General features: G+C 63.0%; 13 protein-coding genes. 6 read left to right on the top strand and 7 right to left on the bottom strand.

What is annotated here, in order from left to right; genetic code table 11:
- Positions 1 to 30 precede the first annotated feature (30 nt).
- From HB675_RS15715 to araH, 5 genes are all read left to right on the top strand, one after another.
- A complete protein-coding gene (locus tag HB675_RS15715; protein ID WP_213879261.1) occupies positions 31 to 720 on the top strand; it encodes a FadR/GntR family transcriptional regulator in 690 nt (229 codons plus the stop codon).
- A 41-nt stretch (positions 721 to 761) separates the two neighbouring features.
- Entirely contained in the window at positions 762 to 1,640 is an 879-nt protein-coding gene (locus HB675_RS15710; protein ID WP_213879260.1) for an SMP-30/gluconolactonase/LRE family protein, read from the top strand.
- 93 nt (positions 1,641 to 1,733) lie between these two features.
- Complete coding sequence (locus HB675_RS15705; RefSeq protein WP_213879259.1) at positions 1,734 to 2,735, top strand: substrate-binding domain-containing protein; 1,002 nt, start codon at positions 1,734 to 1,736, stop codon at positions 2,733 to 2,735.
- 119 nt (positions 2,736 to 2,854) lie between these two features.
- Positions 2,855 to 4,369: an L-arabinose ABC transporter ATP-binding protein AraG gene (araG, locus tag HB675_RS15700; protein ID WP_213879258.1), complete on the top strand. Its 1,515-nt coding sequence runs from the start codon at positions 2,855 to 2,857 to the stop codon at positions 4,367 to 4,369.
- A gap of 37 nt (positions 4,370 to 4,406) precedes the next feature.
- Entirely contained in the window at positions 4,407 to 5,372 is a 966-nt protein-coding gene (gene araH / locus HB675_RS15695; RefSeq protein ID WP_213879257.1) for an L-arabinose ABC transporter permease AraH, read from the top strand.
- Positions 5,373 to 5,402: 30 nt separating this feature from the next.
- Here araH and HB675_RS15690 read toward each other — a convergent pair whose 3' ends face one another.
- From HB675_RS15690 to HB675_RS15670, 5 genes are all read right to left on the bottom strand, one after another.
- The gene (locus HB675_RS15690; protein WP_213879256.1) at positions 5,403 to 7,007 is read right to left on the bottom strand and encodes an inorganic phosphate transporter; all 1,605 of its coding nucleotides are present in this window, start codon (positions 7,005 to 7,007) and stop codon (positions 5,403 to 5,405) included.
- Between the two features lie 108 nt (positions 7,008 to 7,115).
- A complete protein-coding gene (gene ppk2 / locus HB675_RS15685) occupies positions 7,116 to 8,030 on the bottom strand; it encodes a polyphosphate kinase 2 (RefSeq protein ID WP_213879255.1) in 915 nt (304 codons plus the stop codon).
- Positions 8,031 to 8,123: 93 nt separating this feature from the next.
- Complete coding sequence (locus tag HB675_RS15680; protein ID WP_213879254.1) at positions 8,124 to 8,858, bottom strand: transporter substrate-binding domain-containing protein; 735 nt, start codon at positions 8,856 to 8,858, stop codon at positions 8,124 to 8,126.
- Between the two features lie 20 nt (positions 8,859 to 8,878).
- On the bottom strand, positions 8,879 to 10,225 hold the full coding sequence (locus HB675_RS15675) for a diguanylate cyclase (protein ID WP_213879253.1): 1,347 nt from the start codon (positions 10,223 to 10,225) through the stop codon (positions 8,879 to 8,881).
- Between the two features lie 2 nt (positions 10,226 to 10,227).
- Positions 10,228 to 10,980, bottom strand: a complete 753-nt coding sequence (locus tag HB675_RS15670) for a transporter substrate-binding domain-containing protein (RefSeq protein ID WP_213879252.1) — start codon at positions 10,978 to 10,980, stop codon at positions 10,228 to 10,230.
- 164 nt (positions 10,981 to 11,144) lie between these two features.
- Here HB675_RS15670 and HB675_RS15665 point away from each other — a divergent pair, with 164 nt between their 5' ends.
- The gene (locus HB675_RS15665; protein WP_213879251.1) at positions 11,145 to 11,888 is read left to right on the top strand and encodes an alpha/beta fold hydrolase; all 744 of its coding nucleotides are present in this window, start codon (positions 11,145 to 11,147) and stop codon (positions 11,886 to 11,888) included.
- Positions 11,889 to 11,891: 3 nt separating this feature from the next.
- Here HB675_RS15665 and HB675_RS15660 read toward each other — a convergent pair whose 3' ends face one another.
- Positions 11,892 to 12,404, bottom strand: coding sequence for a DUF4142 domain-containing protein (locus tag HB675_RS15660; RefSeq protein WP_213879250.1), 513 nt, complete (start codon positions 12,402 to 12,404; stop codon positions 11,892 to 11,894).
- Between the two features lie 91 nt (positions 12,405 to 12,495).
- Positions 12,496 to 13,278 (bottom strand): class I SAM-dependent methyltransferase, encoded by a 783-nt coding sequence (locus HB675_RS15655; RefSeq protein ID WP_256737574.1) that lies wholly within the window; start codon positions 13,276 to 13,278, stop codon positions 12,496 to 12,498.
- Positions 13,279 to 13,622 lie beyond the last annotated feature (344 nt).

Genomic DNA, 13,622 nt, shown 5'->3' with positions numbered 1-13,622 from the left:
GCAGGATCGGCTTGCCGTGGAGTGATGTGAATGTCCAACAGTGTGCATGCCGCCACCGTCGATCGGCTGGGCGGCTGGATTGCCTCTGGCGCGGTGCTGCCGGGGCAGACCTTGAAAATCGAAGCGCAGCTGTGTGAAGAGTTTGGTGTGAGCCGTACCGTGGTCCGCGAAGCGATCAAGACGCTGGTGGCCAAAGGCATGGTGGAAGTAGGCCCGAAGGTCGGGACGCGGGTCCTGCCCATTCGGGGTTGGAATCTGTTCGACCCCCAAGTGGTGGGCTGGCTGGCGGACAAGGGCCTGCCGGAGAATTTTGTGATGGACCTGCTGGACCTGCGTCGAGCCATCGAGCCGATGGCCGTGCGCTGGGCCTGCGAGCGGGCAACCCCGGCGCAGATTCTGGCGATCGAGCAGGCCTACGAGCGCTTGGCGGCCTCGATGGACGACAAGGATACGTACAACCACGCGGACCAGCAGTTTCACGAAGCGGTGCTGGCCGCCAGCCACAACCAGTTCATCGAGCAGATGCTGCCGGCGCTCGGTGCCTTGCTGGCGATCTCTTTCGAGGTGTCGTCGGCGGTGCCGGACGAACTGGGCAAGACCTTGCCGCTGCACCACGAGCTGGCCAAAGCCATCGCCAGTCGTGACCCGGCGCGAGGGGTGTGGGCCTGCATGAGTTTGATCGAACGCGCAGCCATCACCATCGGTGATCATTACAAATAAGCCACACCGCATCACCACAATAACAACAAAGAGACCGCTCCATGGACTGGCAACCCCTGACACCCCACCGTTTTCGCCTTGGCGAAGGCCCCCACTGGGACGCGCGCGACCAGGCCCTGTACTGGGTCGATATTGCCGGCTTCCAGGCCTGGTGCCTGGATGCCTCGGGCCTGCGCCAATGGCAGCTCGACGAGCCTGTGTCGGCTATCATCCCTTGCGAGCACGGCGATGCCCTGGTCACCTTGGCCAGCGGCGTGTACCGCCTGTCGCTGAACTCCCCCCGCTATCGCCCGGCCCTGCACCGACTGGCCACTCCGGACCCGGTCTCCGGCAACCGCGCCAACGATGCGCGCTGTGACGAGCAGGGCCGGCTGTGGCTGGGCACGATGCAGAACAACCTCGATGCGCAGGGCGGTGACTTGCCGCTGGAGCGCCGCTCGGGTGGACTGTTTCGCGTCGAGGCCGACGGCAGCAGTCGGCAACTGCTGGCCGGCCTGGGCATCGTCAACACCCTGCAGTGGACCGCCGACAACGCCGCACTGCTGAGCGCCGACAGCCTGGACGGGGTGATCTACCGTTACCCCATCGACGCCGACGGCGAGTTGGGTGCGCGCCAGGTGTGGGCTGACGTACACCCGCGTGGCGATCCCGATGGCTCGGCCATGGACGATCAAGGCTTTCTCTGGAACGCCCGCTGGGGCGGGCATTGTCTGCTGCGCCTGGCGCCGGACGGCTGCGTCGATCGGGTCATCGAGCTGCCGGTCAGTCATCCGACCAGTTGCGCCTTTGGCGGCCCGGCACTGGACATTCTGTACGTCACCAGCGCCGCGCCCGGTGATGCCAGCGGACGCTGGGATGGTGCCGTACTCAATGCTCGGGTCGGCGTCAGTGGCGCGCCGGGTCGACGCTTTGCCGGGTGACACTAAGTTACATTCGCTGTATTGATAATATGATAAGACTGTAAATGCAAAAGCTGGACGCTGTAGCTCATCAATAAAAATAAGGAGTCAGCTATGTTGAGTCGTCTCGGGATTCGTTCCCTGTGCTGTGCCGCTGTAACCGCAGGCGTGCTGGGTTTTGCCACCCAGGCGTTGGCCGAACAGGTGAAAATCGGTTTCCTGGTCAAGCAACCCGAAGAACCCTGGTTCCAGACGGAGTGGGCCTTCGCGGAAAAAGCGGGCAAGGAACACGGCTTCACCGTCATCAAGATCGCCGTCCCTGACGGTGAAAAAACCCTCTCTGCGATCGACAGTCTCGCCGCCAACGGCGTCAAAGGCTTCGTCATCTGCCCCCCGGATGTCTCCCTCGGCCCGGCCATCGTCGCCAAGGCCAAGCTCAACGACATGAAAGTGATGGCCGTGGATGACCGTTTCGTCGACGCCAATGGCGCCTTCATGGAGGACGTCCCCTACCTGGGCATGGCGGCCTTCGAAGTGGGCCAGAAACAAGGCGCGGCCATGGCCGATGAGGCCAAGCACCGCAACTGGGACTGGAAAGACACCTACGCGGTGATCAACACCTACAACGAGCTGGACACCGGCAAGAAACGCACCGACGGCTCGGTGGACGCGTTGAAGAAAGCCGGTCTGCCCCAGGACCATATCCTCTTCGCCGCCCAGAAAACCCTCGACGTGCCCGGCAGCATGGACGCCACCAACTCGGCGCTGGTCAAGCTGCCCAGCGGCGCGAAGAACCTGATCATCGGCGGCATGAACGACAACACCGTGCTGGGCGGCGTGCGCGCGACCGAAAGCGCCGGGTTTGCCGCCGCCAACGTGATCGGCATCGGTATCAATGGCACCGACGCCAAGGGCGAATTGCAGAAGGCCGACAGTGGTTTCTTCGGGTCGATGTTGCCCAGCCCGCACATCGAGGGCGAGAAGACGGCGGTCTATGTCTACGAGTGGGTGACCAAGGGGGTCGAGCCGCCGAAATACACGGCCATGGACACGGTGACCTTGATCACCCGCAAGAATTTCAAGGACGAGCTGACCAAGATCGGTCTGTGGAATTGAGTTGATCCCCATTCCCGAGCTGTGCTCGGTCCTGCAGGTGCGACATCAGGCCTGCAGGACCGAGCGCAGCTCGGGAACCGTCCCACTCGATATCGCGGTTCTCTACAGGAACATCCATCATGGATCAGCAACCCCACGCCGGCCAGAGCCTGCGTTTCAACGCCATCGGCAAGAACTTCCCTGGCGTGCGCGCCCTGTCGGACATCAGCTTCGTCGCCCAGCCCGGCACCGTTCACGCGCTGATGGGCGAGAACGGCGCCGGCAAGTCCACTTTGCTGAAAATCCTCGGCGGCGCCTATCAGCCCAGCGCCGGGCACCTGCAACTGGGTGACGAGGCGCTGAGCTTCCGCTCGGCGGCCGAGAGCATCGCCAGCGGCATTGCAGTCATCCACCAGGAGCTGCACCTGGTCCCGGAAATGACCGTGGCCGAAAACCTGCTGCTGGGTCACATGCCCTCGCGCTACGGGCTGGTCAACCGCCGGGCCATGTCCCGACGTGGCCGTGAATTGCTCAAGGGGCTGGCCGACGAGATCGACCCGGACATGCGCCTGGGCAACCTGTCCCTCGGCCAGCGACAACTGGTGGAAATCGCCAAGGCCATGTCCCGCAACGCCCATGTCATCGCCTTCGACGAACCCACCAGCAGCCTCTCGGCGCGGGAAATCGAGCGCCTGATGGCGATCATCGCCCGGCTGCGGGACGAAGGCCGGGTGATCATCTACGTGTCCCACCGCATGGAAGAAATCTTCCGCATCTGCAACGCCGTCACGGTGTTCAAGGATGGCCGTTTCGTACGCACCTTCGACGACATGGCGCAGTTGACTCACGACCAACTGGTGACCTGCATGGTCGGCCGCGACATCGAGGACATCTACAACTACCGCGCCTGCGAGCACCAGGGCGAGGCCTTGAGCGTCAACGGCCTGCTCGGCCACGGCCTGCAAGAACCGGTGAGCTTTTCGGTGAGCAAGGGCGAGGTGCTGGGCTTCTTCGGCCTGGTGGGGGCCGGGCGCACCGAACTGTTCCGCCTGCTTTCCGGGCTGGCGCCGATCAAGGCTGGCACCTTGCGCCTGGACGGCCGCCAGTTGCAACTCAAGTCGCCCCGCGACGCCATCGCCGCCGGCGTCCTGTTGTGCCCCGAAGACCGCAAGAAAGAGGGCATCGTGCCGCTGGCCAGCGTCGCCGAGAACATCAACATCGGCGCCCGGGACCAGCACGTCTCGCTCGGCTGTCTGATCCAGGGCGACTGGGAAAAGGCCAACGCCGCCAAACAGATCCGCGCCCTGAACATCAAGACGCCGTCGCCGGACCAGCAAATCATGTACCTCTCCGGCGGTAACCAGCAAAAGGCCATTCTCGGCCGCTGGCTGTCGATGCCGATGAAAGTGTTGCTGCTTGACGAACCGACCCGTGGCATCGACATCGGCGCCAAGGCCGAGATCTACCAAATCATTCATAACCTGGCCGCCAGCGGCATCGCGGTGATCGTGGTGTCCAGCGACCTGATGGAAGTGATCGGTATTGCCGACCGGATTCTGGTCATGAGCGAGGGCGCCATCACCGGCGAAGTCCCCCGCGAACTGGCCGATGAATCGCGCCTGCTGCAACTGGCGCTGCCGCGCACGCGGCATTGACACCACCATGGCCAAAGACAATAACAAAGAGGTGAATATGTCCCAGCAAACGACTCTCCAGGCGCCCCGTCAGGGTCTCAACATGCGCCGTTTCCTTGACGACTGGGTCATGCTGCTTGCAGCCCTGGCGATCTTCCTGTTGTGCGCGGTGTTTATCGACAACTTTGTCTCGCCGCTGAACATGCGTGGGTTGGGCCTGGCAATCTCCACCACCGGCATCGCCGCCTGCACCATGCTCTACTGCCTGGCCTCCGGGCATTTCGACCTGTCGGTGGGCTCGGTGATCGCCTGTGCCGGGGTCATCGCCGCCGTGGTCATGCGCGACACCGGCAGCGTCAGCCTCGGTGTGGCGGCAGCCCTGGCCATGGGCCTGATGGTCGGTCTGATCAACGGCCTGGTGATCGCCAAGCTGAAGATCAACGCCCTGATCGCTACCCTGGCCACTATGCAGATCGTGCGTGGCCTGGCGTATATCTTTTCCAATGGCAAGGCGGTGGGGGTCAGTCAGGAACAGTTCTTCGTCTTCGGCAACGGCCAATTGTTCGGCGTGCCGGTGCCGATTCTGATCACCATTGTCTGCTTTGTGTTCTTCGGCTGGCTGCTCAACTACACCACCTACGGGCGCAACACCATGGCCATTGGCGGCAATCAGGAAGCTGCACTGCTGGCGGGGGTACACGTCGACCGCACCAAGATCATCATCTTCGCCGTGCATGGCCTGATCGGGGCGCTGGCGGGCGTGGTGCTGGCTTCGCGCATGACCTCGGGCCAGCCGATGATCGGCCAGGGCTTTGAACTGACGGTGATCTCCGCTTGCGTGCTGGGCGGCGTATCACTGGCAGGCGGGATCGGCATGATTCGCCATGTGATCGCCGGGGTGCTGATCCTGGCGATCATCGAGAACGCGATGAACCTGAAGAACATCGACACGTTCTATCAGTACGTGATTCGCGGGACGATACTGTTGATTGCGGTGATCATTGACCGCATGAAGCGGCGCTAGGATGCCCCTGCAGGGCGTATGGGGGCCGCTTTAAAACACCACTCGAAACAGCGCATACAACCCCGCCGACAGCAGCATTGCCGCCGGCAGGGTAAACACCCAGGCCAGCATCAGGTTGCGCAGTGTTGCCATCTGCACACCACTGCCGTTGGCCGCCATGGCGCCCGCCACCCCTGAAGACAACACATGGGTGGTGGACACCGGCAACCCATAGATATCCGCCGCGCCGATGGTGGCCATGGCCACCAGTTCGGCACTCGCGCCCTGGGCGTAGTTGAGGTGGGTCTTGCCGATGCGTTCACCCACGGTGATCACGATCCGTCGCCACCCCACCAGCGTCCCCAACCCCAAAGCGATGGCCACCACGACTTTGACCCAGAAAGGGATGAAACGTGTGGCTTCATCGATCTGGCGCTGGAATTCGTTGAGGTTATTGCGGGTATCGTCGGAGAACCTGTCCAGGTGCTGCTGGTTGAGCAAGTGAATGCTCTGGGACGCTAGAAACATGTCATTGCGCACGTTGGTCATTGCCGACGGCGGGACCTTCACCAGGGTGCCGTAATTCTTCACCTCATCGGCAATCAGCCCGGTCACTCCGGCCAGCGCCGGGATCAGTTCGGGTGGGGCCTTGCGGCTGTGCAGGTAATCCAGCAGCACCCCGCGCGGATCCGCGGGAGCGGGCGCCGGCACCGCCTGCTGCAAGCCGTCGCGAGTGACCTGGGCCACGGCGACGAACTGCGTGGTCTGAGTCACCGGCACCGCGCGGTTGAGGGCGTAGGCCATGGGCAGGGTGCCCACCAGAATCAGCATGATCAGGCCCATGCCTTTCTGGCCGTCATTGGAACCGTGGGCAAACGACACGCCGCTGCACGTAAGAATCAACAACCCCCGTATCCACGCTGGAGGCGGCGCATCGGCATGGGGCTCCTGATACAACTCGCGCTGCTTGATCAGCGCGCGCATGGCCAGCAGCAACAGCGCCGCACAGACAAAGCCGACCAAGGGCGACAGCAGCAGGGCATAGCCGACCTTGGTCACCTGGGTCCAGTCCACACCGTCCAGCCCCGAGCGCCCGTCGAGCCAGGCGCTGGCGATGCCCACGCCGAGGATCGAACCGATCAAGGTGTGGGACGAAGACGCCGGCAGACCCAGCCACCAGGTACCGAGGTTCCAGATGATGGCGGCGATCAGCAAGGCAAAGATCATCGCAAAGCCGTTGCTGGTACCCACTTGCAAGATCAGGTCCACCGGCAGCAGCGCGACAATGCTGAAGGCCACGGCGCCACTGGAGAGCAGCACCCCGAGAAAATTGCACAGGCCTGACCACAGCACCGCGACATTGGCCGGCAGCGAATGGGTGTAGATCACCGTGGCCACCGCATTGGCGGTGTCGTGGAAACCATTGACGAACTCGAAGCCCAAGGCAATCAGCAGCGCCAGCCCGAGCATGCCGTAGGGCAGCCAACTGGTGGCGACATTGCCGGCGGCGATCACGTCACGAAAGACCCCCCAGCCGCTGACAGCCAGGCCGATAGCCAGGAGGATACAGAACAGCACCAGGCTGCCCTTGCCCATGCGTTTGCCCAGGTGAGGGCGGCGGGATGTGGCCGTTTGGCCGGAATGCAGGACAGTCATGGCGCGCTCGCTTGGCAGAGGACCCTCACCAAGCTAAGCGCGGAACATGACGCTTTTCCTTCTATCGAGCGCCGGGCAGACCGGCGGCACGTCACTCGTCCTGCGCCATCAGTAGGTTTGCGGAATCAGCAGCTCGGCTGGCATCGGATTACGACGATAGTCCTCGTGGCGCATGCGCTGCGGCAATTCGATCACCGGCTGCTCGATTTCCTCGTACGGCATCTGGCTGAGCAGGTGATGGATGCAGTTCAAACGGGCTTTTTTCTTGTCATCGGCCTGTACCACCCACCAAGGGGCATCGGCGCTGTGAGTGCGATCGAGCATGATTTCCTTGGCCTTGGTGTAGTCTTCCCAGCGCCGGCGCGACTCCAGGTCCATGGGGCTGAGCTTCCATTGCTTGAGCGGGTCGTGGATGCGACTGAGAAAGCGCAGGTGCTGTTCCTGGTCGGAAATCGAGAACCAGTACTTGATCAACTGGATGCCGGAGCGGGCCAGCATGCGTTCAAACTCCGGCACGTCGCGGAAAAACTCTTCGTACTGACGGTCATCGCAAAAGCCCATGACCTTTTCCACGCCGGCGCGGTTGTACCAGCTGCGGTCGAACAGGACGATTTCACCGGCGGCCGGCAGGTGTGAGACATAGCGCTGGAAATACCATTGGGTGCGTTCGCGGTCGTTGGGAGCGGGCAGGGCGGCCACGCGGCAGACCCGCGGATTGAGGCGCTGGGTGATGCGCTTGATCACCCCGCCCTTGCCGGCGGCGTCGCGACCCTCGAACAGGATGACCACCTTGTGCCCGGTCTTGACCACCCAGCTTTGCAGCTTGACCAGTTCGCCCTGCAGGCGGAACAGCTCGCTGAAGTACAGGCGGCGCGCCTGTTTTTCCGGGCTCTCGGGGATATTGGAGTCGAAGAATTCGTCCAGGGACTGGTCTTCGTCCAATTCCAGCTCCAGCTCTTCATCGGCCTGGTCGAGCAGTTCGCGATGAATGCGGTTTGCCAGTGCGGCGGTGGTAGGAGACATGGGTGCAGCCTCGCGTGTCGGGAGGCCTTGAATGCTAGTGACAGGATGTGACGGCACGATGACGCCGCAAGCACTTTGCCATGTCAATGGCCATTAGTGGGCGGACGCTTCCACCCGGCCCAGCCCACCGGCTGCCTTGAGCTGAACAAAGGCCGCGCGAGTGCGGGCGACGATGTCATCCGAGGTCTGCAGGCTGTAGGCGTAATACAGCCCGGCACCGAGGTCATCCAGGCTGTAGATCGGTTCCAGCCGGTCGTAAGGGACGTTCGCCATGGCGCATTGCTGACGGGCCTCGCGCTCGGGCAAGGCCACGAGCTGGACTTGCCCATTGAGCAGTTTGCGGAAATTTTCGGCGTTGTTGGCCGACACCACCATGCGCGTGAAATCGTGGGCCTCCAGGTATTGCTGACGAACATCGTCACGAATCACGCCGACGCTGTACTGGCGCGCGTCCTCCAGCCTGTTGACGACGATGCTCGAGTCATCGCGCAGCTTGTAGAACTGCGGCGTGATGTGCGCCAGTTCGCCCACCCATTTGAAGCGGGCTTCGCGAGCGGGGGTGCGCATCATCGGGTAGATCAGCACGTTGGGTTGCAGCAGCGCCATGTCGTAGGCGCGGGCCCAGGGGTAGAGGCCCATGTGGTAGTCATCCAGCCCGGCCCGTTGCAGCATCTGCTCGGCGATCTCGCTGGCCACGCCCGCTACCTTGTCACCTTGCAGGTAACTGTAGGAGGTGTCTTCTGTCACCATTTCGATAGTGGCGCCCGGGGCTGGCAGGCAGGTCATGGCCAGCCACAGGGCGCAGGTTGACGTCAGGGAACGATGCATCTTGGTTCTCTTTGATGGATTCATACCACGACCCGGTCCCGTCCTTGGCTTTTGGCCCGGTACAGGGCCTGATCGGCGGTTTTGAGCAACAGGTCGAAGTCGTCCATGGTGTCGGGGTCCAGCTGCGCGATACCGATGCTCATGGTGACGAACGGCGACACGCTGGACTGGCCATGGGCCAACTGTTGCTCGGCCAGCGCCCGGCGCAGGCGTGCAGCAGCCTCCCGGGCCTGATCGGTGCTGGCGCCGGGCAGCAACACGGCAAACTCTTCGCCGCCCAGCCGGGCGGGCAACTCGCCAGCGCGGGCGAACACCTTGCGCAGGGTCTGAGCCACGGTTCGCAGACAGTCATCGCCCATGGCATGGCCATGACTGTCGTTGTATTTCTTGAAGAAGTCGACGTCGCACATCAGCACGGCCAGCGGTTGGCGATGACGCAGGGCGCGCTGGAATTCGATGATTTTGACTTCATCGAAATAGCGCCGGTTGGGCAGCCCGGTCAACGAGTCGTGCAGGGACAGTTCGTGCAGGCGCACGTTGGCGGCGCGCAGCTCGGCGGTCCGGGCTTCGACCTCGTCCGCCAGGCGGTCGCGGCTGGCCGCCAGGGCCAGTTCGTCTTGATGTTGGCGTTCGATATAGTCTGCCAGCTTGTCCTGCAGGTTGTTGACCCCCACTTCCAGCAGTTGCAGTTCGTCGTCGTCACTGGCCGGCGGACGCTCCAGGCTCAAGCGCTCGCGCAGGTTGGCCGGCGACAGGCGACCCAGGTGCCAGGCAATGTGCTGCACATGCACGGTCACCGAGCGGTTGAACATGCCCATGATCAAGCCGGCCAGGGCGAGGGACTGAATCACCTGGGTCAGAATGATGATTGCCACTTCCTTCCACAGACGTTTCCACAGCAGGCTCTGGTCGCCGACGATGGTGAACTCGCCGACCTGCTCGCTGGCGCCGGGGTAGGGCTCGACGGTCAAGTTACGGTGCACCCGCGGGGCATTGCCCTCTTCCGGCGCGCGTTTGCGTTCCAGTACTTCAGGGAGTCGGCCCGCACGCAGGATGCGCAGCTCCACCCGGCCCACGGGCGCAGCCTGGGCCATGCTGTCGAGTTGGCTCTGCAAGGCGTCCCGGTCCATTTCCCAGACCGCGCGGGACAAGGTGCCCTGGAACACCTGATCAATCAGCTGCAACTCGCTTTTCATGTTGCTCAGGTTGTTGTCCCAGGCAAACCAGGTGCGCACCGCCACTGTGGCCACGGTAAACAACAGGCAGAACATCAGGGTGGCAAGTACCAGCCGGCGCCCGAGTGAACCCACGGGGGATCGCAACGGCATATTGAGGTCATAGATCTGATTATCCGGCGGCTGAGACATGGTCATAGCCACTTGCGCATGATGGCAGCGTATTTGCCATTGCGGTGGATGTCGTCGAGGCTATGGCGCAACCGCTCGACCAGTGCGGGCGGCGTGTCGAGGCTGAAGGCCAGACTCAAGTCTTCGCCCAGGTCATCCAGCGGCAGCGACTCCACCAGTACTTTGTCCGGGTCGTCGCCGGCCTGACGGGCCAGCCACGCGGCATTGCGGGCGTCGGAGATCCACAGGTTCAGGCGGCCCAGCCTCAGCTTGTCGTAGTTGAATTCGTATTTGTTGCTGGACTGCAGGTTCTGTCCCACGGTGAACTGATGCGCCTGGAGGTATTCTTCGCCGACGTCTTCTTTGACCGTACCGATCTGGTAGGCCCGTGCCTGGTCCAGGTTGTCCAGGTGAATGGGGTGGGCGGCCGAGGAGTACAGGCAGGTATGCGTGGAGACGATCACCCCCACCCAGTTGAACAGCCGCTCGCGCTCGGGGCTGCGGGTGATGGAATAGATCAGCACGTTCTTGCCGTGCAGGGCGATGTCGTAGGCGCGGGCCCAAGGCATGGACTCGATGGACGCCGGCATGCCGGCATCGTCGAGCACGGCCTGCACCACCTCGGTACTCAGGCCGGTGAGTTTGCCGTTCTCGGTCATGTTGTAGGGCGAGAATTCTTCGGTCACCACCCGCAGCGGCTCGGCGTACGCGGCACAGCACGACACCCAGCCAAGCAGGGTGCAGAGTGTGCGGGCGCGCAGCAGCGACGACGTCATGGCCAATACCTTAAAGACTGCAAAGGGCTATTTGCCATCAACGGACGCGGGTACGCAGGCTGGCAATGAGCGTATCGGCCACTCTTTCAAAGGCTTGAGGCTTCATTCATCAGGTACTACGGCAATGTTAAGCTCGGCGCTTTGCCTGCCAGGAATCGCTTCCCATGGAAAAAACCTCCCTTGCCCAGCGGCTGCTGCTGGCCGCGCTGTTGCTCACCGGCATCGCCCAGGCGCAGGCCGACGACACGTTGCACACTGACCTGCCGGTACCTTATCTGGAACAGGCAGTTTCCCGGTCCGATCAGCCGCTGGTGATCTTCCTGCATGGCTATGGCAGCAACGAGGCCGACCTGTTCAGCCTGCGCGAGGAACTGCCGGACGGCTACACCTACCTGTCCCTGCGTGCACCGGGGACCGTGGAGCAGGACGCGTACAAGTGGTTCACCAGCAAGCGCGAGGGCGCAGACTACGACGGCGTCACCGCCGAACTGGCCAGCAGTCAGAAACTGCTCGGGGACTTTATCGTCAAGGCCGTGGCCAAGTATCACACCCGTGCCGACAAGGTGGTGCTGGTGGGTTTCAGCCAAGGGGCGATCATGTCCTATGAGGTGGCGCTGCGCCGTCCGGCCAGTGTGCGCGGCATCGCCGTGCTCAGTGGCAGCCTGCTGCCGGTGCTGCACGCCGAGCTCAAGCCGAGCCCGGCGCTGAAGAACCTCGCGGTGTTCATCGGCCATGGCACCGATGACCCGCAACTGCCGGTCAAGGACGCCACGGACGCCGACCAGATCCTCCAGGGCCTGGGCCTTACGCCGCAGCTGCATATCTACCCGGGCCAGCCGCATTCGGTCAGCGCCATGGAAGTCGCCGACCTGAAGGCCTGGTTGCAACAGACGCTCGGTACGCCGTGAGTCTTATTTGCGGTGCGTCTTGAGCAACCGGTTGGCCATTTTAAGGTGGTGTTCCATCATCGCCAGGTTTGTCTGGGCGAACAGCTTGAGCTCTGGGATGGTGGCGGTAGCTATTTCATTCTGGAACAGCTTGACCGCACCTTCGTGGGCCTTGACCTGTTCGGTGGCGAAGGCTGCATCGACGCTCTCGCCCTTGGCCGGGGCCACTTGCATCTTGGCCGCCTGGGCCTGAACCGTAGCGGCGTCCGGCATGGCAATGTGCAGTTGCGAGGCCAATGCCACCAGCTTCTGGTTCAGGTCGGTGTGGTCGTCGATCAGGCGGTGGGCCAAGGTGCGGGTATCGTCGAACTGGGTCTTGGTCAGGACGGTCTGGCTGGCCTGGATCTCTGCGGCACCGGCCACGGCCAGTTGATCGACGAACGGGTCAGCGCTGGCAGCCAAGGCGCTGCTCAGAGCACCGAGGCCCAGCAGGCAGGACAGGGCGTGGGGCATGAAGCGAGAACGAAGTGCAGGCATGGGATTCCCTCTGAAGAATCCCGCAGTTTAGGGAAAGCCATGCCTGTCGGGGGGCACTGAACAAAATTTAATTCACGGCCCGCCTTTTACCTCAGAGGATCTTGACCGTGTGGAAGGCCACCGTGTCGTAGGGCACGGTCACGCTTTCCTGCCCGGCCAGGTCCGGATGCCGGGCGATGATCTCGCGGACATCGGCAAACACCCGGTCCTGCTCGGCCGCCGGCAGGTTGGCGACGAAGCTGATGGACTTGACCCGGTTGATGATCACGTCCTCCGGCAACCCGGTGTGCCCATGGCGAAAATGCCGTTCGTTGAGGGGCGAGAAGCCGTTGTACGGAAATACCTTGCGCCATTGCCCGCTGAAATAACGGGGGCTGTCGGCGGCGACACTGTTGACCACTTCGGCCACCTGCGCGACCCAGTCCACCGAGGTGTCGCGCAGGTTCCAGATCATCCCCAGCCGGCCGCCCGGCTTGAGCACCCGATGGATCTCGGCCATGGCCTGGGCATTGGCAAGCCAGTGGAACGAATGGGCGCAGACTATCGCGTCTACCGAGCCGCTCTTGAGCGGGATATCCTCGGCGGTGCCGTCCAGCAGCTGGATTTCCGGGTAGCGGGCGTGGAAGCGTTCGCGCAGGGTCTGGTCCGGCTCTACCGCGATGACGTGGGCGCCAATGTCCAGCAACCGCGGGGTGAATTTACCCGTCCCCGCACCGAGGTCCAGCACCACGCTGTGATGTTTGAGCCGCAGGTCCTTGATCAGCCAATCATTGGCTTCGGCCGGGTAGCCCGGCCGACCCGTGGCAAACGCGTCCGCGCTCTTGAAGTACGCGGGGAAGGCGGACAGATTGAGCATCGCTTTGAGACTTTTCATGATGGCCCTCGGGGCGGATGGGTCCGCGGTGTTGTTGTGGGGCGAAGGGGGTGTCATGACAAGCGTAGCGTATGGGCGGCGGGGGGGACTCCCTTTTGGAAAGGCCGGAGTGTCGGCCCAGCCAAAAGGAAGCAAAAGGCCTCTGCGCCCGCATTGGCCCTGTGTTTCGCTACGGGGTCCCTCCTTGCGCATCGCTCCGTGGGGGGCGCGCTGTTCCAGTCGGCCTGCTGAGGGCGCGGACCATCAAGATCACAAGCAGATCAAAAGCCAGAGCCAGAGCCAGAGCCAGAGCCAGAGCTACAGCGTTGCCGCGACCTCAGCCACGATCCGCTGTTGATCTGGCT

Origin of the sequence: Pseudomonas sp. dw_358, assembly GCF_018449655.1 — a bacterium.
In the GTDB taxonomy this organism is placed as follows: Bacteria; Pseudomonadota; Gammaproteobacteria; order Pseudomonadales; family Pseudomonadaceae; genus Aquipseudomonas.
The sequence above is the reverse complement of the archived record's forward strand: the minus strand, read 5'-3'. Positions and strand labels throughout refer to the sequence as shown.